This is a genomic window from Micromonospora chalcea (assembly GCF_028768405.1).
GTDB classification, from domain to species: Bacteria; Actinomycetota; Actinomycetes; order Mycobacteriales; family Micromonosporaceae; genus Micromonospora; species Micromonospora chalcea.
In genome coordinates, this window is the sequence record NZ_CP118233.1 from 2,722,656 (window position 1) to 2,749,011 (window position 26,356).

31 protein-coding genes are annotated in these 26,356 nt (G+C 73.5%); 15 read left to right on the forward strand and 16 right to left on the reverse strand.

Going from position 1 to position 26,356, the window contains the following annotated elements:
* Positions 1-41: 41 nt before the first annotated feature.
* A complete protein-coding gene (locus tag PVK74_RS11440; protein WP_043329693.1) occupies positions 42-2,897 on the forward strand; it encodes an aconitate hydratase in 2,856 nt (951 codons plus the stop codon).
* Positions 2,898-2,962: 65 nt separating this feature from the next.
* Here PVK74_RS11440 and PVK74_RS11445 read toward each other — a convergent pair whose 3' ends face one another.
* A complete protein-coding gene (locus tag PVK74_RS11445) occupies positions 2,963-3,277 on the reverse strand; it encodes a hypothetical protein (protein ID WP_043329691.1) in 315 nt (104 codons plus the stop codon).
* 88 nt (positions 3,278-3,365) lie between these two features.
* Here PVK74_RS11445 and PVK74_RS11450 point away from each other — a divergent pair, with 88 nt between their 5' ends.
* Both PVK74_RS11450 and PVK74_RS11455 read left to right on the forward strand, forming a co-directional pair.
* A complete protein-coding gene (locus tag PVK74_RS11450; RefSeq protein WP_043329688.1) occupies positions 3,366-4,133 on the forward strand; it encodes a DUF5753 domain-containing protein in 768 nt (255 codons plus the stop codon).
* Positions 4,124-4,309 carry a DUF397 domain-containing protein gene (locus tag PVK74_RS11455; RefSeq protein ID WP_043329686.1) on the forward strand — a complete coding sequence of 62 codons (186 nt, stop codon included), beginning with the start codon at positions 4,124-4,126 and terminating at the stop codon, positions 4,307-4,309. Before PVK74_RS11450 ends, PVK74_RS11455 begins: the two co-directional genes overlap by 10 nt.
* 5 nt (positions 4,310-4,314) lie before the next feature.
* On the opposite strand, the gene PVK74_RS11460 is transcribed toward PVK74_RS11455, so the two are convergent.
* A complete protein-coding gene (locus PVK74_RS11460; protein ID WP_245254784.1) occupies positions 4,315-4,782 on the reverse strand; it encodes a GNAT family N-acetyltransferase in 468 nt (155 codons plus the stop codon).
* 285 nt (positions 4,783-5,067) lie between these two features.
* On the opposite strand from PVK74_RS11460, the gene PVK74_RS11465 reads away from it, so the two are divergent.
* Both PVK74_RS11465 and PVK74_RS11470 read left to right on the forward strand, forming a co-directional pair.
* On the forward strand, positions 5,068-6,036 hold the full coding sequence (locus tag PVK74_RS11465; protein ID WP_043329682.1) for a trypsin-like serine peptidase: 969 nt from the start codon (positions 5,068-5,070) through the stop codon (positions 6,034-6,036).
* Between the two features lie 58 nt (positions 6,037-6,094).
* Positions 6,095-6,301, forward strand: coding sequence for a hypothetical protein (locus PVK74_RS11470; protein WP_064445329.1), 207 nt, complete (start codon positions 6,095-6,097; stop codon positions 6,299-6,301).
* 109 nt (positions 6,302-6,410) lie between these two features.
* Here the strand turns inward: PVK74_RS11470 and PVK74_RS11475 are convergent, their stop codons facing one another.
* Both PVK74_RS11475 and PVK74_RS11480 read right to left on the reverse strand, forming a co-directional pair.
* A complete protein-coding gene (locus PVK74_RS11475) occupies positions 6,411-6,641 on the reverse strand; it encodes a hypothetical protein (protein WP_043329678.1) in 231 nt (76 codons plus the stop codon).
* 56 nt (positions 6,642-6,697) lie between these two features.
* Positions 6,698-7,102 carry an SRPBCC family protein gene (locus PVK74_RS11480; RefSeq protein WP_043329676.1) on the reverse strand — a complete coding sequence of 135 codons (405 nt, stop codon included), beginning with the start codon at positions 7,100-7,102 and terminating at the stop codon, positions 6,698-6,700.
* Between the two features lie 84 nt (positions 7,103-7,186).
* Between PVK74_RS11480 and PVK74_RS11485 the strand changes: the two genes are divergently transcribed.
* The gene (locus tag PVK74_RS11485; protein ID WP_205797677.1) at positions 7,187-7,657 is read left to right on the forward strand and encodes a YfbM family protein; all 471 of its coding nucleotides are present in this window, start codon (positions 7,187-7,189) and stop codon (positions 7,655-7,657) included.
* A 79-nt stretch (positions 7,658-7,736) separates the two neighbouring features.
* The gene (locus PVK74_RS11490) at positions 7,737-8,513 is read left to right on the forward strand and encodes a hypothetical protein (RefSeq protein ID WP_274479055.1); all 777 of its coding nucleotides are present in this window, start codon (positions 7,737-7,739) and stop codon (positions 8,511-8,513) included.
* A 147-nt stretch (positions 8,514-8,660) separates the two neighbouring features.
* Here the strand turns inward: PVK74_RS11490 and PVK74_RS11495 are convergent, their stop codons facing one another.
* Positions 8,661-9,392 carry an SDR family oxidoreductase gene (locus tag PVK74_RS11495; RefSeq protein ID WP_064445325.1) on the reverse strand — a complete coding sequence of 244 codons (732 nt, stop codon included), beginning with the start codon at positions 9,390-9,392 and terminating at the stop codon, positions 8,661-8,663.
* 95 nt (positions 9,393-9,487) lie between these two features.
* Here PVK74_RS11495 and PVK74_RS11500 point away from each other — a divergent pair, with 95 nt between their 5' ends.
* Positions 9,488-10,336: a LysR family transcriptional regulator gene (locus PVK74_RS11500; RefSeq protein WP_043329670.1), complete on the forward strand. Its 849-nt coding sequence runs from the start codon at positions 9,488-9,490 to the stop codon at positions 10,334-10,336.
* A 9-nt stretch (positions 10,337-10,345) separates the two neighbouring features.
* Here PVK74_RS11500 and PVK74_RS11505 read toward each other — a convergent pair whose 3' ends face one another.
* The 8 genes from PVK74_RS11505 to PVK74_RS11540 all read right to left on the reverse strand — a co-directional run bounded on the left by PVK74_RS11505 (position 10,346) and on the right by PVK74_RS11540 (position 18,620).
* Positions 10,346-10,828 carry a GNAT family N-acetyltransferase gene (locus tag PVK74_RS11505; RefSeq protein WP_064445324.1) on the reverse strand — a complete coding sequence of 161 codons (483 nt, stop codon included), beginning with the start codon at positions 10,826-10,828 and terminating at the stop codon, positions 10,346-10,348.
* An 11-nt stretch (positions 10,829-10,839) separates the two neighbouring features.
* Positions 10,840-11,448, reverse strand: a complete 609-nt coding sequence (locus tag PVK74_RS11510; protein WP_043329666.1) for a GTP-binding protein — start codon at positions 11,446-11,448, stop codon at positions 10,840-10,842.
* Positions 11,429-11,818 (reverse strand): DUF742 domain-containing protein, encoded by a 390-nt coding sequence (locus PVK74_RS11515; protein WP_030503284.1) that lies wholly within the window; start codon positions 11,816-11,818, stop codon positions 11,429-11,431. The genes PVK74_RS11510 and PVK74_RS11515 overlap by 20 nt, the downstream gene beginning before the upstream one ends.
* Complete coding sequence (locus PVK74_RS11520) at positions 11,815-12,240, reverse strand: roadblock/LC7 domain-containing protein (protein WP_030503283.1); 426 nt, start codon at positions 12,238-12,240, stop codon at positions 11,815-11,817. The genes PVK74_RS11515 and PVK74_RS11520 overlap by 4 nt, the downstream gene beginning before the upstream one ends.
* Before the next feature lie 65 nt (positions 12,241-12,305).
* The gene (locus PVK74_RS11525; protein WP_274479056.1) at positions 12,306-14,786 is read right to left on the reverse strand and encodes a sensor histidine kinase; all 2,481 of its coding nucleotides are present in this window, start codon (positions 14,784-14,786) and stop codon (positions 12,306-12,308) included.
* Positions 14,787-14,866: 80 nt separating this feature from the next.
* On the reverse strand, positions 14,867-16,414 hold the full coding sequence (locus PVK74_RS11530) for a prenyltransferase/squalene oxidase repeat-containing protein (protein WP_064445322.1): 1,548 nt from the start codon (positions 16,412-16,414) through the stop codon (positions 14,867-14,869).
* A complete protein-coding gene (locus tag PVK74_RS11535) occupies positions 16,411-17,286 on the reverse strand; it encodes a terpene synthase family protein (protein WP_064445321.1) in 876 nt (291 codons plus the stop codon). Before PVK74_RS11535 ends, PVK74_RS11530 begins: the two co-directional genes overlap by 4 nt.
* Positions 17,283-18,620: a cytochrome P450 gene (locus PVK74_RS11540; RefSeq protein WP_176722849.1), complete on the reverse strand. Its 1,338-nt coding sequence runs from the start codon at positions 18,618-18,620 to the stop codon at positions 17,283-17,285. The genes PVK74_RS11535 and PVK74_RS11540 overlap by 4 nt, the downstream gene beginning before the upstream one ends.
* Positions 18,621-18,931: 311 nt before the next feature.
* Between PVK74_RS11540 and PVK74_RS11545 the strand changes: the two genes are divergently transcribed.
* Positions 18,932-19,180 (forward strand): DUF2630 family protein, encoded by a 249-nt coding sequence (locus PVK74_RS11545; protein ID WP_030503278.1) that lies wholly within the window; start codon positions 18,932-18,934, stop codon positions 19,178-19,180.
* 51 nt (positions 19,181-19,231) lie between these two features.
* Here the strand turns inward: PVK74_RS11545 and PVK74_RS11550 are convergent, their stop codons facing one another.
* From PVK74_RS11550 to PVK74_RS11560, 3 genes are all read right to left on the reverse strand, one after another.
* Positions 19,232-20,158 carry a serine protein kinase RIO gene (locus PVK74_RS11550; protein ID WP_043329659.1) on the reverse strand — a complete coding sequence of 309 codons (927 nt, stop codon included), beginning with the start codon at positions 20,156-20,158 and terminating at the stop codon, positions 19,232-19,234.
* Between the two features lie 198 nt (positions 20,159-20,356).
* Positions 20,357-21,001: an HAD family hydrolase gene (locus tag PVK74_RS11555; protein ID WP_030503276.1), complete on the reverse strand. Its 645-nt coding sequence runs from the start codon at positions 20,999-21,001 to the stop codon at positions 20,357-20,359.
* Between the two features lie 56 nt (positions 21,002-21,057).
* Complete coding sequence (locus tag PVK74_RS11560) at positions 21,058-21,903, reverse strand: carbon-nitrogen hydrolase family protein (protein WP_274479057.1); 846 nt, start codon at positions 21,901-21,903, stop codon at positions 21,058-21,060.
* A 104-nt stretch (positions 21,904-22,007) separates the two neighbouring features.
* On the opposite strand from PVK74_RS11560, the gene PVK74_RS11565 reads away from it, so the two are divergent.
* The 6 genes from PVK74_RS11565 (at position 22,008) to mug (ending at position 26,301) form a co-directional block, all read left to right on the forward strand.
* Positions 22,008-22,580, forward strand: a complete 573-nt coding sequence (locus PVK74_RS11565; protein WP_030503274.1) for a TetR/AcrR family transcriptional regulator — start codon at positions 22,008-22,010, stop codon at positions 22,578-22,580.
* 102 nt (positions 22,581-22,682) lie between these two features.
* A complete protein-coding gene (locus PVK74_RS11570; RefSeq protein ID WP_274479058.1) occupies positions 22,683-23,585 on the forward strand; it encodes a TIGR04222 domain-containing membrane protein in 903 nt (300 codons plus the stop codon).
* Positions 23,582-24,400 carry an MbnB/TglH/ChrH family RiPP precursor modification enzyme gene (locus PVK74_RS11575; RefSeq protein ID WP_274479059.1) on the forward strand — a complete coding sequence of 273 codons (819 nt, stop codon included), beginning with the start codon at positions 23,582-23,584 and terminating at the stop codon, positions 24,398-24,400. The genes PVK74_RS11570 and PVK74_RS11575 overlap by 4 nt, the downstream gene beginning before the upstream one ends.
* Entirely contained in the window at positions 24,397-24,843 is a 447-nt protein-coding gene (locus PVK74_RS11580; protein ID WP_274479060.1) for an SCO6045 C-terminal-like domain-containing protein, read from the forward strand. Before PVK74_RS11575 ends, PVK74_RS11580 begins: the two co-directional genes overlap by 4 nt.
* A gap of 32 nt (positions 24,844-24,875) precedes the next feature.
* Complete coding sequence (locus tag PVK74_RS11585; RefSeq protein WP_069089101.1) at positions 24,876-25,637, forward strand: SDR family oxidoreductase; 762 nt, start codon at positions 24,876-24,878, stop codon at positions 25,635-25,637.
* A gap of 43 nt (positions 25,638-25,680) precedes the next feature.
* Positions 25,681-26,301, forward strand: coding sequence for a G/U mismatch-specific DNA glycosylase (gene mug / locus PVK74_RS11590; protein ID WP_140946398.1), 621 nt, complete (start codon positions 25,681-25,683; stop codon positions 26,299-26,301).
* Positions 26,302-26,356 lie beyond the last annotated feature (55 nt).

Sequence of the window (26,356 nt, forward strand, 5' to 3'; positions counted from 1 at the left end):
TCGGTGCGACAAACTGCTCAGGACTACTCACGGTCGCTGGTGTGAAGGAGTACGACGTGGCGAGCCTCGACACCTTCGGTGCGAAGACCCAGCTACGCGTCGGAGACGCGAGCTACGAGATTTTCAAGATCGACAAGGTGGAGGGCCACGAGCGACTGCCCTACAGCTTGAAGATCCTGCTGGAGAACCTGCTGCGGACCGAGGACGGCGCGAACATCACCGCCGACCACATCCAGCAGCTCGGCGCGTGGGACGCCACCGCCGACCCGAGCGTGGAGATCCAGTTCACCCCGGCGCGGGTGCTGATGCAGGACTTCACCGGCGTGCCCTGCGTGGTCGACCTGGCCACCATGCGCGAGGCGGTACGTGACCTGGGCGGCGACGCCACGAAGGTCAACCCCCTCGCTCCGGCCGAGCTGGTCATCGACCACTCGGTCATCGCCGACCTGTTCGGCCGCGAGGACGCCTTCGAGCGCAACGTCGAGCTGGAGTACGAGCGCAACAAGGAGCGCTACCAGTTCCTGCGCTGGGGTCAGACCGCGTTCAACGAGTTCAAGGTCGTCCCGCCGGGCACCGGCATCGTGCACCAGGTCAACATCGAGTACCTGGCTCGTACGATCATGGAGCGCAACGGCCAGGCGTACCCGGACACGGTCGTCGGCACCGACTCGCACACCACCATGGTCAACGGCCTGGGCGTGCTGGGCTGGGGCGTCGGCGGCATCGAGGCCGAGGCCGCGATGCTCGGCCAGCCGGTCAGCATGCTGATCCCCCGCGTCGTCGGCTTCAAGCTCTCCGGCGAGATGCCGGCCGGCACCACCGCCACCGACCTGGTGCTGACCATCACCGAGATGCTGCGCAAGCACGGCGTGGTCGGCAAGTTCGTCGAGTTCTACGGCCCCGGCGTCAGCGCCGTGCCGCTGGCCAACCGCGCCACCATCGGCAACATGTCGCCGGAGTACGGCTCCACCGTGGCGATCTTCCCGATCGACGCCGAGACCGTCCGCTACCTGGAGCTGACCGGCCGCGACGCACAGCAGGTGGCGCTGGTCGAGGCGTACGCCAAGGAGCAGGGCCTCTGGCACGACCCGGAGCGCGAGCCGGAGTACTCCGAGCGCCTCGAGCTGGACCTGAGCACCATCGAGCCGTCGCTGGCCGGCCCGAAGCGCCCGCAGGACCGGGTGCCGCTGGGTAGCGCCAAGACGCTGTTCCGCTCCGCGCTCAGCGACTACGTGGCCGCCGACGAGACCGGTGGCGACCCGGGCCGCAAGCCGGGCGTGCCGCAGCAGGAGAAGCCGTTCGGCGCCGACGGCCCGGCCGACGAGGCGTCCGCCGAGTCCTTCCCGGCCAGCGACTCCCCCGCCAACGGCGTGAACGACCCGGCGGACGCGCCGCGCGACCTGGAGACCGCCGCCGTGGGCGCGGGCGGCCGGGCCAGCAATCCGGTACGCGTGACCGGCGCCGACGGCGTCGAGTACGAGCTGGACCACGGCGCCGTGGTGATCGCCGCGATCACCTCCTGCACCAACACCTCGAACCCGCAGGTCATGATCGGCGCCGCGCTGCTGGCCCGTAACGCGGTGGAGAAGGGCCTGGCCCGCAAGCCGTGGGTGAAGACCACCCTCGCGCCGGGCTCGAAGGTCGTCATGGACTACTACGACCGCGCCGGCCTCACCCCGTACCTGGAGAAGCTCGGCTTCAACCTGGTCGGCTACGGCTGCACCACCTGCATCGGCAACTCCGGCCCGCTGCCGGAGGAGGTCTCCGCCGCCGTCAACGAGGGCGACCTCGCCGTCGTGTCGGTGCTGTCCGGCAACCGCAACTTCGAGGGCCGGATCAACCCGGACGTCAAGATGAACTACCTGGCGTCCCCGCCGCTGGTGGTCGCGTACGCGCTCGCCGGCACCATGGACATCGACCTGGCCAACGAGCCGATCGGCGAGGACGCCCAGGGCAACCCGGTGTACCTGCGGGAGATCTGGCCGAACAGCGCCGAGATCCAGGACGTCATCGCCTCCGCGATCGGCGCGACCGGCTTCAGCGCCGCGTACGCCGACGTGTTCGCCGGTGACGAGCGCTGGCAGTCGCTGCCGACCCCGACCGGCGACACGTTCTCCTGGGACGGCGAGTCGACGTACGTGCGCAAGCCCCCGTACTTCGAGGGCATGCAGCAGGAGCCGGCCCCGGTGCAGGACATCGCCGACGCGCGCGTTCTGGCGAAGCTGGGCGACTCGGTGACCACCGACCACATCTCCCCGGCCGGCTCGATCAAGGCGGACTCCCCCGCCGGCAAGTACCTGGCCGAGCACGGCGTGGCCCGGCACGAGTTCAACTCGTACGGCTCCCGCCGGGGCAACCACGAGGTGATGATCCGGGGCACGTTCGCCAACATCCGGCTGCGTAACCAGCTCGTCCCGGGTGTCGAGGGCGGCTTCACCGTCAACCACCTGACCGGTGAGCAGACCTCGATCTACGACGCCTCGATGGCGTACCAGGAGGCGGGCGTCCCGCTGGTCATCCTGGCCGGCAAGGAGTACGGCTCGGGCTCGTCGCGTGACTGGGCCGCCAAGGGCACGATGCTGCTGGGCGTGAAGGCGGTCATCGCCGAGTCGTACGAGCGGATCCACCGCTCGAACCTGATCGGCATGGGCGTGCTGCCGCTGCAGTTCCCGGGCGGGGAGACCGCCGAGTCGCTGGGCCTGACCGGCACGGAGACGTTCTCGATCAGCGGCGTGACCGCGCTGAACGACGGCGACACCCCGCGCACGGTGAAGGTCACCACCGACACCGGTGTGGAGTTCGACGCCGTGGTCCGCATCGACACCCCGGGTGAGGCGGACTACTACCGGCACGGCGGCATCCTGCAGTACGTGCTGCGCCGCATGATCGCCAGCTGACCTTGGATGTAAGGAAGGGCCCCTTCTTAACAGACGTCTGTTAAGAAGGGGCCCTTCCTTACATCTCAGCGGAGGCGGAGCGCGACGGCGCGTGCCTCGGCGTCGGTGAGCGGCAGGAACCACAGGAAGCGCCGCACGATCGCGATCGGGTCCGGGCCGTCGGGGTGGCCGCGCAGGTCGCGGATCGCCTGCCGGGTGAGCCGGGAGAACTCGGGGATCATCGTGGCGCGGCGGGCCGCGTCGGTGGGCGCGGCCCGCAGGGTCGGGCACGGCCAGGGCTCGCCGCAGCGGTCGCAGCGCCAGGCCGGACCGCACGCGCGGTGGCCGGTGAGCGGCAGCACCACCCGGGGGTACGCCGATGTGGGTGTCGGTTCGGTCATGCCTCCACCGTGCCGAGGGTGCCCGAACAATCACACAGCGTTGTGTAATCTCCTCCGGACGGTTCTTTTGCTCCGGGGAGGAATGGGCATGAACCATGCCTTCGTCACCGCGCTGGCCGGCGCCGGCCACACCGCCGAGAGCCTGGCGGAGCGGCTCGGCCTGCACCCGAAGACGGTGGCCCGGTGGGCGAACCCCGGGCACATCCCGCAGAGCCGGCACCGCGCGACTGTGGCGAACCTGCTGGGCCAGCCGATCGAGGCGCTCTGGCCGGACGCGGTCCGCCGCCGCGAGCCCGTCTGGTTCCGCCCGTGGGTGGACATCGAACGCGAGGCGGTCGCGCTACGCACGTTCGAGCTGGCGTGGGTGCCGGGTCTGTTGCAGACCGAGGCGTACGCCCGGGCCACGTTCATCGGCCAGCCGCTGACCGCCGACGAGATCACCGACCTGGTCACCGCCCGGCTGGACCGGCAGGGCATCCTCACCCGGCCGCGCGGGCCGCTGTACGTCGTGGTGCTCGACGAGCAGGTGCTGCGCCGCGCCGCCGCCGGCGACCGGGCGCTGATGGCCGCGCAGGTGACCCACCTGCTCGCCTGCGCCGAGCTGCCGAACGTGCAGCTCCACGTGGTGCCGGCCGACACGCCGACCTATCCCGGGCTGGACGGGCCGTTCGTCATCGCGGAGCTGCGCGACGGCAACCGGGTGGCGCATGTGGACAGCCAGGCCCGCGCGCAGATCATCGAGCAGCCCTCGGAGATTGCTACCCTGGAGCGTCGGTGGGAACGCATCCGGGGCGAAGCGCTGCCCCGCGCGCGGACCCTGGAACTGCTGAGGGAAGTGGCGGCGGCATGGACCTGAGCGGCGCCCGGTGGCGCAAGAGCACCCGCAGCGGCGGCAACGGTGGCAACTGCGTCGAGGTCGCCGGCAACCTGCCCGGTGTGGTCGGCGTCCGCGACTCGAAGGACCCGGCCGGGCCGGTGCTCACCTTCACCCCGGCCGCGTGGACCCGGTTCCTGACGTCGACCCGCCGCTGAGCCGGTCAGGCCAGCCGCGCAGCGTAGACGTGCACCGGATCCCCCGATCCGGACGTCGTCGCACGCTCGAAGCTCAGCCCGATCCGCTCCGCGACCCGCTGCGAGGGCGTGTTGTCCGGGTGGATGATCGCGACGAGGCGGTCGACGCCCAGCCGGTCGCGCGCGTGGTCGCGACACGCAGCCGCCGCCTCCGTGGCGTACCCGTAACCCTGCGTTGCGGTCAGCAGGTGGTAACCGACTTCGACCTCCATCACCCCGTCCACCGGCTGCGGAGTGAGACCGCAGTCGCCGACGAACTCGCCTGTCGCCCGTGACCTGAGCACCCACAGTCCGAAGCCGTGGCTGCGGTAGAGGCCCTCGCTCCAGCGGATCCAGTCCAGTGCCTCCGCCCGGGTCTTCGGCCGCGGGTAGTAGCGCATCACGAGCGGGTCGCCGAGCATGGCGGCCATGTCGTCGAGGTCGTCGACGGTCATCTCGGCAAAGATCAGTCGTTCGGCGGCAGGCGGCGGATCAGCAGTCATCGTGGCCCCGGTCGCTTCGTCACGGCTTCGAGGCTACCGAGGTCGAGCGCCGCTCACGGACCCGGAATTGCAATTCGATGATGTCCCCGCCCTCCCCGATCACACATCCGACACCGCAAACAATCGACGTCCATGATTCATTGACACGCTCCGAATCCCGTCGATACGTTGCCGACATCGCGATGAACAACGGGGCGCTCCAGTTTCGATCCGGAATCGAAAACTGGGAAGGATTTCATGAAGACGACGATCAGACTTCTGGCCCTGCCGGCCCTGATCCTGCCGACGATCCTCGCCGGCACTCCGGCTCAGGCCGCCACCGACACCACCTCCGGCACCGCCGCTCCGGCCGCGGTGACCTCGATCGAGCGCAAGGTGGGGTCGTCGGCCGGGCAGGCCAGGGCATACTGGACGGCCGAGCGGATGGCGGCGGCCACTCCCGCCGACGAGGTGGAGAAGGCCGCCGGCCCGGTCACCCAGAGCCCCACGGCGGAGCGGGTACGGCGCTTCGCGGAGGCGGTGGCGCCGAAGGACGGCAGCGGCTTCGGCGCCCAGCTCAACGAGTCGATCACGGTGGGGAAGATCTTCTACACCAGCTCGACCGACGGCCTGGGCCATTACTGCTCGGCGAGCGTGGTGAACAGCCCGGCGCGCAACATGGTCTTCACCGCCGCGCACTGCGTGCACGACGGGCCGGGCCGGGACTGGCACACCGCGAACTGGATGTTCGTGCCGTCCTACCGCAACGGCGCGCAGCCGTACGGCACCTGGGACTGGTCCACGCTCGCGGTGCCCAGCGGCTGGATCAGCACCCGCGAGCGGCAGTACGACGTGGCGGTCGCGCTCGTCTACGGCAGCCGGTCGATCGTGGACGCGGTCGGCGCGAACGGCCTGCTCACCGGCGGTGGGCGCGCGTACCACTACGACGTCTTCGGCTACCCGAGCAACAAGGACAGCGGCGAGATCCAGTGGGTCTGCTCGGGCACGTCGAGGGACGCGGGCAGCAACCGGATCGAGATGAACTGCGGCTTCGGGGGCGGTTCGAGCGGCGGCCCGTGGTACTACAGCTATGACAACACCACCAGGCGCGGTGACGTGCACGGGGTGATGAGCTACTCGAGCGGCACGAACACGAACGGCTCGCCGTACTTCTCCGCCGCGGTGGTGGGGACGCTCTACAACACGTACGCGAACGACACCTGGTGAACGACGGTCCGCCTGGTGTGCCGCCGGCGCACCGGTCGACCGGTCCGGAGGAGGCGACATGTCACATCGTGTACTGCTCGGCGCGGCCGCCGTCGCGGCGCTCGCCGTGGCTGTGGCCGTCGTGGTCGTCGCGGCGCGCGACGGCGGCGCGGGGCGGCCGGCGCCGCCCGGCCCGGTGGTCGCGACCCACAATCCGAGCCCGGGTGCCACCGACCCGTCCGAATACTGGACGAGGGAACGAATGCGGGACGCGATCGGCGACTGAATCAAGAATTGCATTCGGCGCCCAGGTGCGTCGAATTTCGTCCCGCTCACGATCACCGGCCGAGCCCGGCGCGCAATTCCCATTTCAGGGGCGTGAGTGCCGCGTGCGTTCACGGGACGGTATCGGAGTAGACCTCGACGTCGTAGAGCAGTTGCACGTTGCGGCGTCCGTTGGTGATGCCGACGAAGACCGGGTCACCGGCCGGGGTGCGGCCCTGGCGCCACACCTGCTCCCGGGCCGCTTCCCGCGACTCGTGATGCACGCCGCCCTCGCGATGCGTCTGCAGGACGCGGCGGGCGGTGGTCGGGTCGCTGTCGAGGTGGATCCGCAGCAGGGGCATGACGCGCCCTCCTTGCCACTGTCGGGGCCGGACTGCCGACTGACCACGCGCGCCTCTCAGCCGGCGGCGCTCTCCAGCACGGCCTTGAGCCGGGCCAGATCCGCCTCGACCAGCGCGGTGTCCCGGTCGAAGTCCGTGTCGCTCATGCCGGGCATCCGGCGCAGGCTGAACACCACCTCGGTGGCGTTGCCGTCGGCGATGGCGCGCAACGGCACGTACACCGTCTCGCCCGACGGCGTCCGCACCTCGTGGTCGAGCACGCCGTACTCGTTGGCCGGGGCGAACGTGAGCCGCGCCCGCCCTTCGGGTGTGTCCACGAACCACTGGCCGTCGATGAGGTTCACCGAACCGCCGAGGCCCGGCGCCCAGCGGGGCAGGTTCGCCGGGTCGGCGGCGAAGGCGTAGACCTCCGCGACCGGACGGTCGATGTGGACGGCGAGGTGGCGGGTGTCAGTGGCCATGCGCCGATGGTGCCATGCCTGTCGCAAGCGCACGCTACGCTGCCGCCGATTCCGACCGGCACCCCTGAGAGGCACCCCGTGGGCATGATCTTCAACGCACGCCGGCTGTCCGCCGAGGAGCTGGCGGCGGTCCTCGCCGACCCGGAGAAGGTCGACACCCTGTTCCAGGGTGGCCCGGACGAGCTCGACCTCGACAAGGCGTGGCACGGGCTGCACTACCTACTGACCGGCGACACGTACGAGATCCGGGGCGACGCCGGGCCGGCCGTCCTGGGTGGTGACCCGATCGGGCCGGACCTGGGGATGGGCCCGGCCCGGCTGCTGATGCCCGACGCCGTCCGCGCTGTGGCCGGCGGGCTCGACGCGATCGACGAGGCGACGCTGCGGGCCCGCTTCGACCCGGCAGCCTTGTCGGAGGCCGAGATCTACCCGCACATCTGGGACGACGGCGCCGACGAGTTCGACGCCTACCTGCTGCCGAACTTCACCGCGCTGCGTGACTTCTACCGCGCCGCGGCCGAACAGGGGGACGGCATGCTGCTCGCCATCACGTGACCCGCCGGAAGCGTGCCTACGGAAGCGGGCCGGCGGAAACGGGTACGCGCCGACGATCGGGCGCCGGTAGCGTGCCGGCGTGGGACTCGACGCGTTCGTGTACTGCCGGTGCTGGCAGGACGGCCTCACCACGCCGTGCCCGGTCGGACCGGTCGGCATCGACGAGGACGGCTGTCTCGCGCTGTTGCGGCAGTGGGAGGGCAACGAGGCCGCGCACCGCACGTTCGACGCCTGGCTGGCGGAGGCGTGCCCGCACAAGGCCATGGAGCAGGCGAGCGAGCACGTTTCCAACTGGGCCGGCGTACGCCTGTTCCAGCAGGCGCTACGCGCCGCCGGCCCGGAGCGCTTCCCGACGCTCGCCACCGCGCTGCCGAACCTCAACGGCGGCTCGCTGCCGGCCGACCGGGCGGCGGTGGCGCTCGCCGAGCTGGACGCGTTCGCGCGCACCGATCGGATCACCGACGGGGTCGAACTGATCGACGAGGCGACCGGCCGGGTGCTGATGCAGTACGTCGAGAGCTACCACGGGGTGTTCATGCTCGGCCCGGACTTCCGGGCCGGGGTAGATCCGGACGGCTTCTTCGTCGTCGACACCGCCGACCCGCCGGTGACGCTGTTCCGGGCCGTCCGGTTCGGCCAGCGGCCGCTGCCCGGCGACCGGGTGGAGCTCACCGCCGGCGGGACACGGACGGTGCTGGCGATGCTGCCGGTGGGCGCCCACGGCGAGCCGCCGCCCGAACGGCTCGCGGTGCGGACCCGGAGCCGGTCGGGCAGCGACTTCGCCTACATCGTGGAGCCGCTGCGCCGGCTGTGCGCGGCGTCGGTGGCCACCGGCAACCCGGTGATGTGGTTCTGACGGGCCACCCTCGACAGCCGGTCCGCACCGCGCTCTGATGGACCACCGCATGTCCGGGCGTGTCGTCCGGGGAAAGATGACGTCACCTGAGAGCGGTATACCCCGCCGTGAGCGTCACGCTCAGTCACGTCTAGAAGCTGACCGGAGTCACCACGGGATCGTGCCCGCGTCCTCGAAGTAGCCGCCGGTCGGCCCGTCGTCGGGCAGCGTCGCGAGCCGGATCGCGATCGCCGCGCCCTGCTGCGGGGTCCGCACACCGCGGAAGCTGTTGAGGTCGGTGGCGGTGAAGCCCGGGCAGGCGGCGTTGATCAGGATGCCGGTGTCCGCCAGCGCCCGCGCGTACTGGATGGTCACCGCGTTGAGCATGCTCTTCGACGGCGAGTACGCCACCGACAGCGGCCCGGTCTGGTCCTCTCCGGTGGAGGCGCTCTGCCGGGTCAGCGAGCCGACACCGCTGGACATGTTGACGATCCGGGGCGACGCCGAGCGGCGCAGCAGCGGCAGCATCGCCTCGGTCACCCGGACCACCCCGATCACGTTCACCTCGACGGCGGTCCGGATGGTCGCGAGGTCGACGTCGCCCGGGTGCTGCGGCACGCCACCTGTCACGCCCGCGTTGTTGACGAGCACGTCCAGACCGCCGGCCTCCGTCTCCAGCAGCCGGGCGGCGGCGGTCACGCTCGCGTCGTCGGTGACGTCCAGCGGTACGCCGAACGCGTCCACGCCGCCCGCGCGCAGCTTCGCCACCGCCTCGGCGAGCCGCCGCTCGTCCCGGGCGCCGACGCCCACCCGCCAGCCGAGCGCGCCCAGGCCGGCCGCGATCTCGTACCCGATTCCCTTGTTCGCGCCGGTCACCAGCGCGATCGTCCGTTCGCTCATGCCCTCGATCCTGTCCGCGGGCCGCGCGGGCCTCCAACACCGCTTCGGTGGCGCGCGATACCCGGAAGGCATCGATGCGGCGGTACGGTGGCGGGATGGAGACGCGGGAGCTTCGCTACTTCGTGGCGGTCGCCGAGGAGCTGCACTTCGGCCGCGCCGCGCGCCGCCTGGGCATCGCCCAGCCGCCGCTGTCGCGAGCGATCCGGCAGCTCGAACGCCGTCTCGGCGTGACTCTGCTGGAGCGGGACAGCCGCAGCGTCGCGCTCACCGCGGCCGGGTCGGTGCTGCTGCGGGAGGGCCGGGCCGCACTCGACGCCGTGGCCGCCGCCGACCGCCGCACCCGACGCGCCGGGCAGGCCGCTACCGGTGGCCCCGGGCTGGTGCTGGCGACCAAGACCGGGGCGTCGAGCGAGCTGCTGCCGAAACTGCTCGGCGCGTACGCCGCCGAGCCGGACGCGGTCCCGGTCGAGGTTCTGCTGTGCGGCATCGGCGAGCAGGAACGGCTGCTGCGCGACGGGCGGGCCGACGTGGCGCTGCTGCACCTGCCGTACGACTCGACGACCGGGCTGGACACCGAAGAGCTGATCACCGAGCCGCAGGTGGCGATCCTGCCGGCCGGGCATCCGCTGGCCCGGCGACCGCACCTGCTGATGGCCGAGGTGGAGGCGCTGCCGGGCCTGCCCATGCCGCGCTGGCCCCGGGCCGACGGGTCGTATCCGGACGGGCCCGGCCCCGAGGTCCGGGACCACGCCCAGTTGTTCCAGCTCATCGCGCTCGGCCGGACCGTGGTGGTGCTGCCGGAGTCGGCCCGGTCGCTGCTGCTCGCCGACCTGGCCACCGTGCCGGTGCCGGACGCGCCGGCGGTGACCACAGTCATCGCGTGGCCACCGCACAGCCGGTCCCGGGCGCTGGCCGGCCTGATCCGGACCGCCACCCGCCTCTGACGCTCGTGCCTAGGCGGGCAGGTCCTTGCGCATCTGCTGGGTGACCACCCGGTATCCCGACGTCTCGTACAGCTTGCGCGCCGTCTCGTTGGTGCCGAAGACGTTCAGCTCCAGCGCCTGGGCGCCGTGCTCCCGGGCCGCCCGCTCCCCCGCCGCGAGCAGCGCCCGCCCGAGCCCCCGGCCCCGGTGCCCGGCGGCCACCTCGATGTCGTAGAGGAACGCGCAGTCGGCGAGACCGCGAGGGTGGGTCAGGCCGATCCACAGCCAGCCGACCGGTGAGCCGTCGGCAAGCTCGCCGACCAGGAACAGCATGCCGGGCGTGGCCATGCCCTGCGGCAGGAAGCCGGCGGTGGCCTCCCGGGCCCGGTCGAGCGCCTCCTCGGGCGTCCAGTTGCCGGCCGTGACGTGCTCGCGCGCGTACCCGGCGGCAAGCTCGTCCTGCCAGCTGTCGAACTCCTCCGGTGACATCGCCCGGACACTCAGCTCGGTCATGCGACGCAGCCTCAGTCGCCGGCGGCGCGGCGGCGCGCCTCGCGCAGCTTCATGGCGTGTTCCAGCAGCGTGATCAGCACCTCCTTGGCCGACTCACGCTTGCGCGCGTCGCACAGCACCACAGGTACGCCCGGGTCCAGGTCGAGCGCCGCCTGCACCTCGTCGAGCCGGAACTTCTTGGCCCCCTCGAAGCAGTTCACCGCCACCACGAACGGCGTGCCGCGCCCCTCGAAGTAGTCGATCGACGGGAAGCAGTCCGCCAGGCGGCGCGTGTCGGCGAGCACCACCGCCCCGAGCGCGCCGAGCGCCAGCTCGTCCCAGACGAACCAGAACCGGTCCTGCCCGGGCGTGCCGAACAGGTAGAGCACCAGGTCGTCGCTGATGGTGATCCGGCCGAAGTCCATCGCCACGGTGGTGGTCGACTTCTCCTCCACGCCGGACAGGTCGTCGATGCCGATCCCGGTTTCGGTAAGCACCTCCTCGGTGCGCAGCGGCTTGGTCTCGCTGACCGCGCCCACCATGGTGGTCTTGCCGACGCCGAACCCGCCCGCGATCAGGATCTTGATCGCGGTGGGCAGCGGCCCGGCGCCCGCCGGCCGCTCAGAGCGCCCGTAGTCCATTGATAACCGCCTCGAAAACGTGCTCGTCGGGAAGGCCGGCGGTGGTCGCGCGCGGCTCGCGTACCTGCACCAGACTGCGGGCGGCCAGGTCTCCGAGGAGGACCCGGACCGTGCCCACCGGCAGGTCGAGATGGGCGGCGATCTCGGCCACGGAGAGAATCCGCTGGCAGAGGCCGACTATCGCCACGTGCTCCGGGCCCAGCCCGGACTCCGACCCGACATCCGTGCGGGTCGCGGTGACCAGCGAGATCAGGTCGAACGTGCCGGTCACCGGGCGGGCCCGGCCGCCGGTGACCGCGTACGGGCGCACCACCGGGCCGGCGTGGTCGTCCACCCACTCCTGCTCCGCGGACTCCCCCCGGCCGGTCATCGTGCCGCGTTCTCGCCGAGGGGCTGTTCCCGGGTCGGTGACGCGACGAACCGGCCGACCCGGGTGACGAGCATGGCCATCTCGTACGCGATCAGGCCGACATCCGCGTCCTCCGAGGCCAGCACCGCCAGGCAGGCGTTACGCCCGGCCGCTGTGACGAACAGGAAGGAGGACTGCATCTCGATGATGGTCTGCTGCACCTGCCCGCCGCCGAACCGCTTGCCCGCGCCACGGGCCAGGCTCTGGATGCCCGCCGCCATGGCGGCCAGGTGCTCGCCGTCGTCCCGGCTCAATCCGCGGGACGAGGCCATCAGCAGTCCGTCGGTGGAGAGCGCCACGGCGTGCTCCGCCTGCTTGACCCGGCCGACCAGGTCATCCAGCAGCCACGTCAGATCCGCGCTCGAAGCCGTCTTCTGCGCCACTCGTCGTCCTCTTCTTTCCGGCTGTGTGCCGTCAGCTTCCGGTTTCCGTCGCGTCGACGTCCCGGTCAGGTAACCTGCTCGTCCGCGTCGGCCGGCGCACCGCCGGCCCCCTGAGCCCCGCCGAGCAGGCGCGCGGCATCGGTACGGCCGCGTCGGGTGCCGCTCTGGTAGGAGCTCATCATCCGGCGCACCTGCTCCGGTGCACGCGCCGTGTCATCGTCGGCGGCGTCGTCGTCCGCCTCGGTCTGGTCGTGCCGCAGTTCCGGCGCGAGGCTGGCCTGGCGTACCCGGACCGGCAGTCCCGCGTCGGTGACCGGCGTCGTCTCCGCCTCGGTCTCCGGCTCCGTCGCCGGCGACGCCTCCGCCGCGTCGGTCGTGGCGGCGGGCCGCCGCTCCACCACCGCCAGCTCCGTGGTGGGCCCGGCCACCGCGGGCTGCCGCTTGCGGGTACGCGCCGGCAGCCCGGACGGGGTCAGCCGGGGCGCCCGCGTCACCGGCTCCGGCACCTGCGGGGCGGGCTCGGCCGGCTGGTCCGGTTCGGCGGCGCCGTCCGGGCCGGACGGGATCGCCGGCCCGTCGCCGGCCGGAGTGCTCCGCACCGGGTCCGGCGCGGGCGCCACGGGCAGGGCCGTCCCGGGTGCGGGAAGGGCCTCGGCCGCGTCGGCGCCGTCAGCGGTGATCAGTTCACGCGGGATCAGCACCACGGCGGTGGTCCCGCCGTACGCGGATTCCTTGAGCTGCACCTTGACGCCGTGCCGCTCGGTGAGCCGGCTGACCACGAACAGGCCCAGCCGGGCGGCGTCGGCCAGGTTCAGCTCGGACCGGTCGACGATGCGCGCGTTGGCGGCGGCCAGCTCGTCGGGGCTCATGCCGAGGCCCCGGTCCTCGATCTCGATGGCGAAGCCGTTCGCCACGAGCTGACCGCGAACCTCGACAGTGGTCTGCGGCGGCGAGAAGGAGAGCCCGTTCTCGATCAGCTCGGCCAGCAGGTGGATGACGTCACCGACGGCGCGGCCGGTCAGCGACACCTCGCCGAGTGGGCGCACCGTGACCCGGGTGTAGTCCTCGACCTCGGCTACCGCGCCGCGGACCACGTCGACCATCGGCACGTTGCGTCGCCAGGCCCGGCCGGGCGTGGAGCCGGAGAGCACGATCAGGTTCTCCGCGTTGCGCCGCATCCGGGTGGCCAGGTGGTCGACCCGGAACAGGTCCTCCAGCTCCTCGGCGTCGTGTTCCCGGCGTTCCATCGCGTCCAGCAGCGTGAGCTGCCGGTGCACGAGCGCCTGGGTGCGCCGGGCCAGGCTGAGGAAGACGTCGCGTACGCTGCGGCGCAGCTCGGCCTGCTCGACGGCGGTGCGGACGGCGGTCTCCTGCACGACGTTGAACGCCTTGCCCACCTGGCCGATCTCGTCGTCGCCGAACTGCAACGGCGGCGCCTCGCGGGCGACGTCCACCTCGTCGCCGCGGCCCAGCCGCTCCACCACGCTCGGCAGCCGCTCGTGCGCCAGGTTGAAGGCCGCCTCGCGCAGCCGTTCGAGCTGCCGCACCAGCGACCGGGCCGTGGTGATCGAGACGACCACGGAGGCGATGACGGCGAGCAGGCCGAGACCGGCGGCGAGCACCAGCCGCACGATGACGCCGATCGCTACCGGCATGGCCCGGGACACGATGTCCTCGCCGCCGGCCAGGATCACCCCGCGCAGGTCGGCCATCGCCTGCTCGGCGGCGGCCTGCCACGCCGCTGCGGTCACCGGCGGGCGCACGTCGGCGCCCTTGGCCGCGAGGACCCGGTCCTGAAGGGTCTGCAACTGCTGGAACGCGTCGCCCTCGACCATCCGCTCGAAGCGTGCGCGGTCGGTCGGGGCGAGCTCCCGGGCGGTGCGGTCGGCGAGGAACCACTGCGCGCCGACCAGGCGGGCGAACGCGGTCTGCTCGGCCACGGTGATCCGGTTGGCCGCGATCGCACCGGTGATCAGCGCGTCCTGTTGGGACAGCAGCTCCCGGGACCGGTTGAGGTCGATGAGCGCGGCGGTGTCCTTGGCGATCTCGTCGTCGTCGAGGCCGCCGAGCGCGTCGAAGACGGCGAAGATCGCGTCGACCGCCTCGTCGTACGCGATGAGCGTGGCGGTGCGGTCGATGGTCTTGCGGCTGACGTCGGCGCGTACCTGGCCGATCTGGTCCAGCTCGGTCTTCAGCTCGCCGAGCCGCTGCATCAGCTCCTCGCTGGCCGGGATCTCGGTACGCCAGTCCTGCACCGAGCGCCACAGCGCGGTGGCGGTCTCGTCGGTACGGGCGCGCTGGGCGTCCAGCTCCCGCAGCCGGCCCGGATCGGACTCGCCCAGATAGCGCAGCGACAGCCGCCGCTCGGCCTGCAGCTCCTGCAGCAGCGGGTCGCTCGGCTCGAAGACGCGCGCGTTGAGCGTCTGCACGCCGAGCAGGTTGAACCCGTCCCGCACGGTCACCCACGCGGCGAACGCCCAGAGCGCGGTCAGCGACGCCAGCAGCGCGATGATCTTCGTACGGAGATTCGTACTGCGGGAACCCATCACACCGTCCTGGCCCGGTCTACGGTCGGTCCGAAATCCGATCGACTCCGGCGCACGCTAGCAGCCGTCGTGAACTCCATTCAAGCGATCCTGATCATGGTGGGTCCGGCCTCGACGGCGCGGCCGGAGGCCGCCAGCACCGCCGCGCGCACGATCTGCGTCGGGCGGTAGAGATCCTTGTCGTGCCATAGTGCCGGTTCGTCGTCGCATCCGTCCAGCTCGGACAGTCGACGGCGTCCGCGGGCGAGCGCCGCGGCGATCCGCGCGTCCCCGGAACGGCCTGCGCCGGCCAGTGCGAGCACCGCGTACGCGGTCTCCTCGGCGGTGCCGTGCCACAGTCCCCAGGAGCCGTCCGGGCGCTGCGTGTCCAGCAGCCAGGCGACGCCCCGCTCGACGGCGGCACGCGCCGTGCCGTCGGGCGCGTGGTCGGCCAGCGCCAGCAGCACCGCGTACGTGGCGTAGCAGGCCGAGGCGTGCCAGCGGTCCTCCCAGCGCCCGTCCGGCTGCTGCCGCTCCACCAGCCACTCGGTGACCCGGCGGCGGGCGCCGGTGACGCCGGGTCCGCTCGGCTGCTCGCCGAGCGCGTCGAGCACGTGCGCGTTAGTGGTCAGCGACGCGCCGTCCTCCCCCGGCCAGGTGCAGAAGTGCCGTCCGGTGTCGAACCCGGCCAGCGGCCCGACGCCGGGGGCGCGGCCCAGCCGGGCCAGCGCGTAGAGCGTGACAGCTGTGGTGTCCGCGTCGGCGGGCAGGCCGGGCGCGGTGGCCGCGCCGGACGGGCCGACGGCGGCGCGCAGCTCGGTGAGCACCGGCTCGGGCGCGCCGACCGGCACACCGGCCCGGACCAGGATGCCGAGCACCCAGGCGCGCTCGAAGACGGTGATCGGGCTGGCGCAGGGCACCGGGCCGGGCCGGGCCACCGCGCGCAGATAGTCCAGCGCCGCTCCGGGCTCCGGACGGCCCAGCCAGGCGGCAGTGGCGGCCGGGGAGGCGCCCACCGCGCCGCTGGCCGAGGGACGCACGCCGGCCGCCCGGTACGCCAGCTCACCGGCGACCTCCAGCGCGTGCGCCAGCTTCTCCGGCACGGGCCGCCCGGCGGCCAGCAGCGCGCGTACCCGGGTCAGGCGGGCCGGGTCGAGACCGGCCGGCAGCGGCAGGCGGGGCCGGCCGGCCCACTCGGCCAGCCCGGGTGGCGGCCCGGCCGGTCCGGTGAGGTGCCGGTCCACGGCAGTGAGCAGCGCGGGCACGATCAGGTCGGTGGCCGGCAGGTCGGGCGGCGCGTCGCCGCGCAGCGCGCCGGACAGGAACGTCAGGCCCCGGTGGGCCGCGGCGGCCGGCACGGCGGCCGGGCCGTCGCGACGCAGCACGGTCAGCAGCGCCTCGACCGCGCTCAGCGTCGGCACCAGCGCGTACCCGCCGGGACCGCCCCAGCCGCCGTCCGGCCGCTGCCGGGCCAGCAGCCAGGCCAGGCGCCGGTCGTGGCCGTCCAGCCAGGGCGCGAGCGCGACCAGCCGGGCGGTCTCGTAGACCGACGGCGACGTCTGCCCGGCCGGCTCGCCGGTGAGCGCGGCGACCAGGTCGTGCGCGGTCCCGGACCGGGTGGCGGGCACCGATCCGGCGGTGAGCGTCACCGCACGCCCCAGAAGTCGGTGTTGCGGTAGAAGCCGGTGGTGAAGCCGAGCTGCCGGGACAGGAAGTCGGCTTCCCGGGGCGCCTCACCGGCCAGCTTCGCCAGCCGGACGCGGCAGTGGTCGACCTGCTCGGCGAACCGCCGCTCGACCTCGGCCGGGTCGTCCACCAGCAGCAGCGCGTTGAGGTCGCCGGACTCGGCGTCGCGGCGGTGGGTGCCGAGGTCGTTCACCAGCCGCAGGGCCCGCTGCACCTCGTCGCTGACGGCGACCGCGTGGTCCATCGCCTCGGCGGTGGACACCGATCCGGTGTGGATCCAGTGCGCCACGTTGACCACTGTGGCGGCGAGGTTGTCGGCGTTTGCGAGGTAGTCGGCGAGCGTGGGGCGGCCGGTGCGCCGCCAGTCCCACTCGCGGGCCATCGCGTCGAGCGTGCGTTCCATCGCCGCACGCCAGTGGCCGCGCAGCGCCGGGTAGCCGGGCGCGGCGGCCACGTCGTCGCGCAGCTCGGCCAGGAACCGGCCCAGTGGGTCGTCGGTGCCGGCGCCGTCGAGCACGTCCAGGCAGACACCGGTGATCCGGTCGACCTCGGCCCGGCTGGTGGCCTGGTGGTCGACCAGCCAGTCCACGGCGAAGCCCCAGAGCACGGCGCGGTTGGTCACGGCCAGCTCGGCGGCGCTGTGCCAGGGGGCGCTGAACGCCATCGCCTGGGCGATGCTGCTGAACAGCGTCGCGTCGAACGGGTCCGCGGGGAACAGCTCCGGGTGCGCGGCGGCGGCCTTGCGCAGGCCGCGCTGGCCCTGCGCGGCGAGCGCGCAGACCCGGCCCTGCTCCGCGGCGACGGCGAGTAAATCCGGTGTCGGCCCGTCGGTCATGCCCGCTCCGCCCGCCCGGCCGCGACGAGTGTCAGCTCCACCCGCTCGCGCGGCCGCAGCGCCGCGGCCAGCCGCAACCCGGGTACGCCGGGGCGGTGCAGCCGGAACCGGTAGCGGCTGAGCATGGTGGCGAGGATGAGCTGCGCCTCCAGGTAGAACAGGTACATGCCGAGGCACTGGTGCGGCCCACCGCCGAACGGGAAGTGGGCGTACCGGTGCCGGGCCCGGACCCGCTCGGGCCGGAACCGTTCCGGGTCGAACTCGTCCGGGCGGTCCCAGAACTGCCGCATCCGCTGGGTGATCAGCGGGCTGACCGCCATCGTCGCGCCGGGCTCGATCGGCACGCCGTCGATGACGTCCCCGGCGACCGCGCGGCGCGGGATGATCCATCCGATCGGGTAGAGCCGCAGCAGTTCGTCCAGCACCATCCGGGTGTACGTGAGCCGGCTCAGGTGCTCGCGGCGTACCGGCTCGCCCCCGACCACCTCGTCGATCTCGGCGTAGAGCCGCTCGGCCACCTCGGGGTGCTGGTCCAGGTGCGGCCAGGCCCAGGTCAGCACGTTGATCGTGGTCTCGGTGGTGGCGGCGAACATGGCCACTGTGTCGTTGCGGACCTGCCGCTCGTCGAGCTGCCGCCCGTCGTCGGTGCGGGCCTGCCAGAGCGTCGAGATGACGTCGTCGCCCTGGTCGGCGGACTCGCGGGTCTCGCGGACGATCGGCACCAGCACGTCGTCCACGATGCGTACGGCACGGGCGAACGTGCGGTCGCCCGGCATCGGCAGCGACAGCGGCGCGAACGGCACGATGATGCGGGGGATGACGGCGGTGGCGATCCGGTCCTGCGCCTCGATCACGCGCATCGCGTCCGGCACCGAGATGCGGTCGGCGAAGAGCACCTTCATGATCGCCCGGCTGACGATGCGCGCCTGCTCCACGCCGATGTCGACCGGACGGCCGGCGCGGGCCGGCTCGTCCAGCTCGTCGACCGCGTCGCGGATCGCGTCGGCCATGCCGTCGACCAGCGCCTCGACCCGTTTGGCGGTGAACATCGGCTGGAGCATGCGCCGGCTGGCCGACCAGATCTGCCCCTCGCCGAGGATCCCCTCGCCGAACAGCCGCTTGACCGGACGCCAGAACAGCCCATCGCCTGCTCGTTCGTAGTTGTCCGCCCGGTCGCGCAGGACGTGCTGCACGTGCTTGGGGTGGGTGACGAGGTAGGGGCGGAACGAGCCGAGGTTCAGCCGGACCAGTTCACCTTCGGTACGGTTGCCGATGTCGATGAGCGCCCGGGCGGGGTCGCGGAGCACCGCCGGCAGGATCTGCCGCAGCGGCACGGTTCGGGGTCGGCCGGTGGGTCCCGGTGTGTCCGTTGGTTCGGGCACCTGAACGCTCCCTCGGTTGACTCAGGGTCGCGGCTTCGTATCGACCCGTGACGTTGCTCGCGAGCATGCCATCCTGAGCCGCAGATCAAAAGGCAGGTCGGAGGATATTTCACGTAACAACAATCTCTTTGTCGAGAATGGAGCCCGTGGGATGTGCGTCACTCCCGTACACAGTGGTGGTTGCGGAGCGCGAGCAGCGCTCACCTATCGCGGACGCCGGCAGAACGCGGGCGCGGACCCGTCCGCTGTGCCAAGCTTCGGGCATGGACGACAAGACCATCCTGAGCCGGATCTCGGAACTCGTCGACGAGGAGCACCGGCTGCGGGCCGACGCGCAGCAGCACGAGTCCGGCACCGACGACGAGGCCCGGGAGCGGCTGCGGGCCCTGGAGGAGTCCCTGGACCAGTGCTGGGACCTGCTGCGCCGTCGCCGGGCCGCGCGCCAGGCGCACGGCGACCCGGACGCCCAGGGCGAGCGCCCGGTGCCGGAGGTCGAGCGCTACCTGCAATGACCCGCACGGGTGGGCGTCCCGGGCGGCTCGACCACCCGGGACGCCCGCCCGTCAGCGGATCCCCGCCTCCCGCAGTAGCGCCTCGGTGAGCGCCTCCGGATCGGTGACGGTGGCCGGCATCCCGCGGGCGGCGAACCAGGCGGCCACCACCCGCACGTCCCGGCCCAGGAACTCGCCGCCCTGCGGGTTGGCCACCACGTCGACCACCTGCGGCAGGTCGATCATCACCAGCCGGCCCGCGTGCACCAGCAGGTTGTACGGAGACAGGTCGCCGTGGGCGTACCCGGCCCGGGCCAGCACGGTGAGCGCCTCGACCAGCTGATCCCACAGGTCACGCAGCTCGGCCGCGTCGGGCCGGACCTGCGCCAGCCGTGGCGCGGCCTCCCCCGCCTCGGCGTCGCCGACGAACTCCAGCATCAGCTCGGTGCCGAGCAACTGCACCGGATAGGGCACCGCGATCCGCCCGGAGGCGGCGCCGATCTCCCAGAGCTGGGACAGCGCGGCGAACTCGGCCGCCGCCCACTGCCCGGCGATCATCTGCCGGCCGAACGCGGTCCGGCCGGTCATCGCCCGCATCTCCCGCGACCGGCGTACCCGGCGGCCCTCCAGGTAACCGGCGTCGCGGTGGAAGAGCCGGTGCTGGGCGTCGCGGTACCGCTTGACCGCCAGCAGGCACGAACGGTCGGTGTCCGGCACGGCGCGGCGGACCAGGTGGACGTCCGCCTCCTTGCCGGTCTTGAGCACCCCCAGCTCGGTGTCCCGGGCGGCCAGTTCGGTGACCAGCCAGTCCGGGTACGGCTCGGGGCCGTGGACGGCCCGGTCCCAGGAGGACCAGCTGTCCTCCGCGTCGGGCTCGGCGTCCGGGTCGGCGAGGGTCGGCGTGGGCCGCCCCCGCTTCAGGAAGTCGGTTTCGTCGTCGTCGAAGCGGCTCTTGCCGCGGCCACGGCGCTGCGGCGCCGGGAAGTCGTGATCGCGCACGGGTGGATCTGTCCTTCGATCGAGGCTGGTGGAGGCAGGTGGTACGACCCTGCGAAAACGGCCATGACCGACCTCCTCTCCTCGACCGGGCACCCCCCGGCTGCGCACTCGCGCGGCACCATGCTCGTACGCGCCCCGGCGCGGGTCAACGGATTTCCGCACGGTGCCGCCGCGCTGCCTGCCGGCCCGCGCCGCCGGTCAGCCGGCCAGCACTGCGGCGACGGCCGCGATCAGCCCGTCCTCGATCCGGGTCGGCGCGAACCGGGGGTCCGACCAGCGGCGTCCCCGATGCAGCCAGACACTGGGCAGGCCCACCGCGGTCGCGCCGCCGATGTCCGCCTCCGGGCTGTCGCCGACCACCCACGCGCCGCGCAGCGGCATCCGGGCCCGCTGGGCGGCGAGCGCGAAGATCCTCGGGTTCGGCTTGCTGACGCCGGCCTCCTCCGAGATCACCCAGTCGGCGACGTAGCGGTCCAGGCCGGTCTTGCGGATCTTGGCGTCCTGTTGACGGGACGCGCCGTTGGTGACCACCACCGGCACCCAGCCGGCGTCGGCGGCGATCCGCAGCGCGCAGGCCACCAGCGGATCGAGCCGCATGTGCGCCACCACGCCGTCGTGCAGCTCGTCCACCAGGTCGATCGAGGGGATGCGCAGCGCGTACCGGTCGCGGATCGCGTCCGCGACGTCCCACCGGTTGGTCAGCCCGTCGGCGTCCACCGACACCAGCCAGTCGAGGTCGGCGGGCGGCGCGCCGATGCCCGCCAGGAAGCGTTCTCCCCAGACACGGAACGGCCCGTCGCGGTCCAGCAGGGTGTTGTCCAGATCGAGCAGGAGCAACGGCACTTGGGCACCCTACGGGAACGCTCGGAGCACCGACAGGGCCCCGGGCCCAGCCACGGTCAGGCGACGAGCGCCGTACGGGCCGCGCCGGCGTCCACCGGCCGGTCGAGCAGCATGGTGTGCGCCGCGCGGGTGGCCGCCAGCGCTTCCGGGTCCAGCGTCGCCACCAGCACGTCCTCTCCGGTGTCGGCGCCCCGCGCCAGCGGCCGGCCCTCCGGGTCGTACACCGCCGCGCCACCGTTGAACCGCCAGGGGTCCGCGCCGCCGACGACGTTGGCGAACACGACGTACATCGTGTTGTCCAGCGCCCGGGCGGCGTAGTAGAGGTCGCGGCGGTGCTCCGAGCCGGCCAGGTAACCGCTCGGGCAGAGGTACCCGTGCGCGCCGTCGCCGGCCGCAGCCCGGGCGTGCTCCGGGAAGCAGCCGTCGTAGCAGACACCAAGGCCGAACCGCCACGTGTCGACGTCGAGTGTCGCGCCCCGGCGGCCGGCGTCGAACATCTCGCGCTCGCCGCTCCAGAGCTGCTGCTTGTCGTACGCGGCGGTGACAGTGCCGGCCGGGTCGACGACGAGCGAGGAGATGGTGCGCCGCCGGTCGGGGTGGCGGACGGCGGCGCCGATCACCACTGCCGCGCCCGCGTCGGCGGCGGCGGTCCGCAGCGGGTCCAGCCGGGGGTCGGCGACCCGGCCGTCGGCGTCGGCGGCCACGTCGGTGCCCTCCGGGTCGGCGCCCAGCGTCGGCGGGTGGTACGCCGGCAGGAACAGCTCGGGCAGCACCACGACCCGGGCGCCCTCGGCCCGGGCGACGAGGCGGGCGGCGGCGCGGGCGTTGCCGGCGACGTCACCGGGGACGGGCTGGGCCTGGACGGCGGCGACGGTGAGCGGGCGCGCGGGAAGGGCGGTCACACGCCGATCCTAACCATCGGACGCGGCCGGATGATCTTCCGAATTCGCATCTCAAGCCGTACGTACGGTTTGCATCACGCGGTTCCACCTGCGACGATCCGTTCGTGCCCAGAGTAAGTCAGGACCAGCTCGACGCGCGCCGGCAGGAGATCCTCGCGGCGGCGCGGGCGTGTTTCGCCCGGCACGGCTACGAGGGCGCCACAGTGCGTCGGCTGGAGGAGGCCACCGGCCTGTCCCGGGGCGCGATCTTCCACCACTTCCGGGACAAGGACTCCCTGTTCCTCGCCGTCGCCGAGGACGACGCCGCCGCCATGGTGGAGACGGTCGCCCGCAACGGCCTGGTGCAGGTCATGCGCGACCTGCTGGCCCGGGCGGTCTCGCCCGACACGACCGGCTGGCTCGGCAGCCAGCTGGAGGTCTCGCGCCGGCTGCGTACCGACCCGGCCTTCGCCAAGCGCTGGGCGGAGCGTTCCGAAGCCATCGCCGCGGCGACCCGGGAGCGCCTGGTACGCCAGCGCGAGGCCGGCGTGCTGCGCGACGACGTCCCGATCGACGTGCTGGCCCAGTTCCTGGAGCTGGCCTACGACGGCTTGGTGCTGCACCTGGCGATGGGCCGCCCGGCCGGCGACCTGGCCCGGGTGCTCGACCTGGTCGAGGAGGCAGTGCGCCGGCACTGAGCCCGCCGGTCTCGGTCCGGTAACTGCGCCGCTCCAGGAGATCGACTCTGGCGCGCCTGCTCCACAATGAGCCGCGACCCCTCCTCGCGACAGGAGCAGACGATGACCCCCTCCGACACCTGGGGCATCCCCGGCCCCGTATTCCTGCGCTGGTACCTCCTGCTCGCCGTCGTCCTGGTCATCGGCGCGATCGTGTACCGGCGTCGGATGCTGGCCGGCACCCCGGTGACCGATCACGGCACGTTGGGTCCGCAGCAGGTCGCCTACCTCAACGGCGGCGACCAGCTCGCCGTCTGGGCCACGCTCGGCGCGCTGCGCCACGCGGGCGCGGTCGGCGTACGACCCGACCGGCGGCTCACCACCGGCGGTCCGCTGCCGGCCGGGGCCACCCCGCTGGACCAGGCGGTCCACCACGCGGCGAGCCGCGGCCTGCGGACCCGGGACCTGGCCGCCGACGAGTGGGTGCGGCGCGCGCTCGACGAGCTGCGCGACGGCCTGGTACGCCGGGGCCTGGCCCTGGACCAGGAGCGGCGCCGGACGCTGCGGCGCGGCGCGCTGCTGATCGGCTTCCTGCTGGCAATTGGCGTCGTGCGTGCGATCTCCGGCCTGCTCAACGACCGGCCCACCGGCTGGCTGCTGCTCAGCCTGTTCCCGCTCGGCCTCGCGTTCCTGCTGCTCAACCGCGTGCCCTGGCGTACCCGGGCGGCCACCGCCGCGCTGAACGACATGCGCCGCCGGCACGCCTGGCTGCGACCGGCCGCCTCCCCCGCGTACGCCACGTACGGCGCGACGGATGTGGCGCTGGGCGTGGCGCTGTTCGGCACCGCCACGCTCTGGACCATGGATCCGGGCTTCGCCGAGCAGGCCGAGATCCAGCGGCAGGCGATGGGCAACGTCGGCGGCGCGAGCTCCGGCACCTCCTGTGGAGGCGGCGCCTCCACGTGCGGCGGTGGCAGCTCCTGCGGCGGAGGCGGTGGCTGCGGCGGAGGCGGGTGCGGCGGATGAGCGGCCCGTCCGGCGTCGGCATCGGCTGGCGTCCCGAGATCGCCGGTTTCGTGGCCGGGCTGCCGGGGCTGCGTTTCGTCGAGGTGGTCGCGGAGGCGGTCGCACCGGCCGGGCCGCTCCCGGACGGGCTCGCCGAGCTGCGCGGACGCGGCGTCGATGTCGTACCCCACGGGGTGCGGCTGTCCCTCGGCGGCGCGGAACCGGTCGATCCGGCCCGGGTGGCGCACCTGGCCGCGGTGGCCGCGGCCCTGGACGCGCCGCTGGTGAGTGAGCACATCGCGTTCGTGCGGGCCGGCGGTCTGGAGGCCGGTCACCTGCTGCCGCTGCCGCGCAGCCGCGAGGCGGTCGCCGCGGTGGTGGCGAACGTGCGGCGGACGCAGGCGGAGCTGCCGGTGCCGCTGGCCCTGGAGCCGATCGCCGCGCTCTTCGACTGGCCCGACGACGAGCTGGACGAGGCGGACTTCCTCACCGAGATCCTCGACGCCACCGGCGCGCTGCTGCTGCTCGACGTCGCGAACGTGCACGCCAACGCCCGCAACCGGGGCGGCGAGCCGACCGCGCTGCTGGACCGGCTGCCGCTGGAACGCATCGCCTACGCGCACGTCGCGGGCGGCGCCGAACACGGCGGCTTCTACCACGACACGCACACCGACCCGGTGCCCGCCGCCGTGCTGGACCTGGTCCGCGAGTTGTGCCGGCGGCGCCGGCCGCCCGCGTTGCTGCTGGAACGCGACGGGCACTACCCGCCCGCCGCCGAGCTGCGCGCGGAGCTGGACGCGCTCGCCGCCGCCTCCGGCCACCCGGCGGTCACGTGAGCGGCGACCTGGCGGCCCGGCAGGCCGAGCTGGTCGCCGCGCTCGTCGCCGGTGGACCGCTGCCGCCCGGCTTCGCACCGGCCCCGGTCGAGGCGGCCCGCCGGGCGCTGCTGCGCAAGCGGGCCGCGGACGTGGCCCGGCACTGGCCGCTGCTCGCCGCCGGCCTCGGCGCGCACTGGCCGGCGACGTTCACCGCGTGGGCGGACGGACGCCCCTCGAACGGCTCCCTGCGCGACGGCTGGGACCTGGCCCGCGAGCTGCGCGACCGGGGCACGCTGCCGCCGCTGGGCGCGGAGGAGCTGGCCGCGCGCGAGGTTGCGAGCCGCTACGACGGCCACCGCCCGCCCCGGCCCCGCCGGATGCCGGCCGTCGCCCGGGCCGGCGGCGCCGTCGCGGCCCAGTTCGCCGGCCGGGTACGCCTGCTGCGGCCCGCCCCGCGCTGACACGCGCCCCCGGGTACGGCAGGATCGGGCGTATGGATCTCGGACTCGCCGACCGGGTGTACGTGCTGACCGGCGCCTCCGGCGGCCTCGGCTTCGCCACCGCCGAACAACTCGTCGCCGACGGCGCCCGGGTGGTCATCTCCGCGCGTACCCCGGAACGGGTGGCCGCCGCGATCGAGGCGCTCGGCGACCCGCAGCGGGCGATCGGGCTGACCGCCGACCTCGCCGATTCCGCCACCCCGGAGCGGCTCGTCGCCGCCGCCCGCGAACACTTCGGCCGCCTCGACGGCGCGCTGATCTCGGTCGGCGGCCCGCCGCCCGGCACCGCCGCCACCGTCACCGACGAGCAGTGGCGCGAGTCGTTCGAGACGGTCTTCCTGGGCAGCGTCCGGCTCGCCCGCACGGTGGCCGGCGCGCTCACCGACGGCGGCGCGATCGGGCTGGTGCTGTCCACCTCGGTACGCGGACCGCTGGCCGGCCTCGGCATCTCCAACGGGCTGCGACCGGGCCTGGCCGGCGTGGCCAAGGACATGGCCGACGAGTTCGGCCCGCGCGGCGTCCGCGTGGTCAGCCTGCTACCCGGGCGGATCATGACCGACCGCAACCGGGAGCTGCTGGCCGGCTCCGGCGATCCCGAGCGCGCCCGCGCCCAGGCGGAGGCGGCGATCCCGCTCGGGCGAATCGGCGACCCGGCGGAGTTCGGCCGGGTGGCGGCGTTCCTGCTCTCCCCCGCCGCCGGGTACGTCACCGGGGTGACCGTCCCGGTCGACGGCGGCGCGCTGCGCGGGCTGTGACAGTGGCCGCTGTGGTGGGCCGGGCGCCCGGGGCGGTGGGCCGGTGAGCGACCGACGGCGCCCGGGCGGTGGGCGGCCCGAGGCGGCCCCGGGGCCGGGCACGCCCGCCCGGCGGCACCCACGCCCCAGCCGCGAGCAGCTCGCGGCGGCGGCCGACCGGCTGCTGCCGGACGTCATCGCGCCCGGCCTGGACGTGCTCTTCGTCGGCATCAACCCGGGTCTGTGGTCGGCGGCGACCGGCTGGCACTTCGCCCGTCCGGGCAACCGGTTCTGGCCCGCCCTGCACCGGGGCGGGTTCACCCCGCGTCTGCTGCACCCCAGCGAGCAGGACGCGCTGCCCGCACTCGGCCTCGGGATCACCAACATGGTGGCCCGCGCCAGTGCCCGCGCCGACGAGCTGACCGCCGCCGAACTGGTCGACGGCGCGGCGACGCTCACCGCGAAGGTCGAGCGGTACCGGCCGCGCTGGGTGGCGGTGGTCGGCGTGACCGCGTACCGGATCGGGTTCACCCGGCCGAAGGCCGGCTTCGGGCCGCAGCCCGAGACGCTCGGGCCGGCCCGGCTGTGGGTGCTGCCCAACCCGAGCGGCCTGAACGCCCACTTCACCCCGGAGACGCTCGGCGCCGCGTTCGCCGAGCTGCGTGCCGCGGTCGCCGCGGGTTAGGGCCCCGGTCGCCGCGAGCTAGGGCTGCGGCCGTCCGGGTCGCCACGGCCCGGCC

What these genes read in the sequence shown, in the direction of transcription:
- PVK74_RS11505 (WP_064445324.1), bottom strand. Translation starts at nt 10,828, where the DNA reads ATGACCGAGCTGAGTGTCCGGGCGATGTCACCGGAGGAGTTCGACAGC.
- PVK74_RS11470 (WP_064445329.1), top strand. Translation starts at nt 6,095, where the DNA reads ATGTCACATCGTGTACTGCTCGGCGCGGCCGCCGTCGCGGCGCTCGCC.
- PVK74_RS11510 (WP_043329666.1), bottom strand. Translation starts at nt 11,448, where the DNA reads ATGGACTACGGGCGCTCTGAGCGGCCGGCGGGCGCCGGGCCGCTGCCC.
- PVK74_RS11500 (WP_043329670.1), top strand. Translation starts at nt 9,488, where the DNA reads ATGGAGACGCGGGAGCTTCGCTACTTCGTGGCGGTCGCCGAGGAGCTG.
- PVK74_RS11455 (WP_043329686.1), top strand. Translation starts at nt 4,124, where the DNA reads ATGGACCTGAGCGGCGCCCGGTGGCGCAAGAGCACCCGCAGCGGCGGC.
- PVK74_RS11545 (WP_030503278.1), top strand. Translation starts at nt 18,932, where the DNA reads ATGGACGACAAGACCATCCTGAGCCGGATCTCGGAACTCGTCGACGAG.
- PVK74_RS11485 (WP_205797677.1), top strand. Translation starts at nt 7,187, where the DNA reads ATGATCTTCAACGCACGCCGGCTGTCCGCCGAGGAGCTGGCGGCGGTC.
- PVK74_RS11480 (WP_043329676.1), bottom strand. Translation starts at nt 7,102, where the DNA reads ATGGCCACTGACACCCGCCACCTCGCCGTCCACATCGACCGTCCGGTC.
- PVK74_RS11570 (WP_274479058.1), top strand. Translation starts at nt 22,683, where the DNA reads ATGACCCCCTCCGACACCTGGGGCATCCCCGGCCCCGTATTCCTGCGC.
- PVK74_RS11515 (WP_030503284.1), bottom strand. Translation starts at nt 11,818, where the DNA reads ATGACCGGCCGGGGGGAGTCCGCGGAGCAGGAGTGGGTGGACGACCAC.
- PVK74_RS11460 (WP_245254784.1), bottom strand. Translation starts at nt 4,782, where the DNA reads ATGACCGTCGACGACCTCGACGACATGGCCGCCATGCTCGGCGACCCG.
- PVK74_RS11575 (WP_274479059.1), top strand. Translation starts at nt 23,582, where the DNA reads ATGAGCGGCCCGTCCGGCGTCGGCATCGGCTGGCGTCCCGAGATCGCC.
- PVK74_RS11535 (WP_064445321.1), bottom strand. Translation starts at nt 17,286, where the DNA reads ATGACCGACGGGCCGACACCGGATTTACTCGCCGTCGCCGCGGAGCAG.
- PVK74_RS11450 (WP_043329688.1), top strand. Translation starts at nt 3,366, where the DNA reads ATGAACCATGCCTTCGTCACCGCGCTGGCCGGCGCCGGCCACACCGCC.
- PVK74_RS11495 (WP_064445325.1), bottom strand. Translation starts at nt 9,392, where the DNA reads ATGAGCGAACGGACGATCGCGCTGGTGACCGGCGCGAACAAGGGAATC.
- PVK74_RS11475 (WP_043329678.1), bottom strand. Translation starts at nt 6,641, where the DNA reads ATGCCCCTGCTGCGGATCCACCTCGACAGCGACCCGACCACCGCCCGC.
- PVK74_RS11445 (WP_043329691.1), bottom strand. Translation starts at nt 3,277, where the DNA reads ATGACCGAACCGACACCCACATCGGCGTACCCCCGGGTGGTGCTGCCG.
- PVK74_RS11465 (WP_043329682.1), top strand. Translation starts at nt 5,068, where the DNA reads ATGAAGACGACGATCAGACTTCTGGCCCTGCCGGCCCTGATCCTGCCG.
- PVK74_RS11585 (WP_069089101.1), top strand. Translation starts at nt 24,876, where the DNA reads ATGGATCTCGGACTCGCCGACCGGGTGTACGTGCTGACCGGCGCCTCC.
- PVK74_RS11525 (WP_274479056.1), bottom strand. Translation starts at nt 14,786, where the DNA reads ATGGGTTCCCGCAGTACGAATCTCCGTACGAAGATCATCGCGCTGCTG.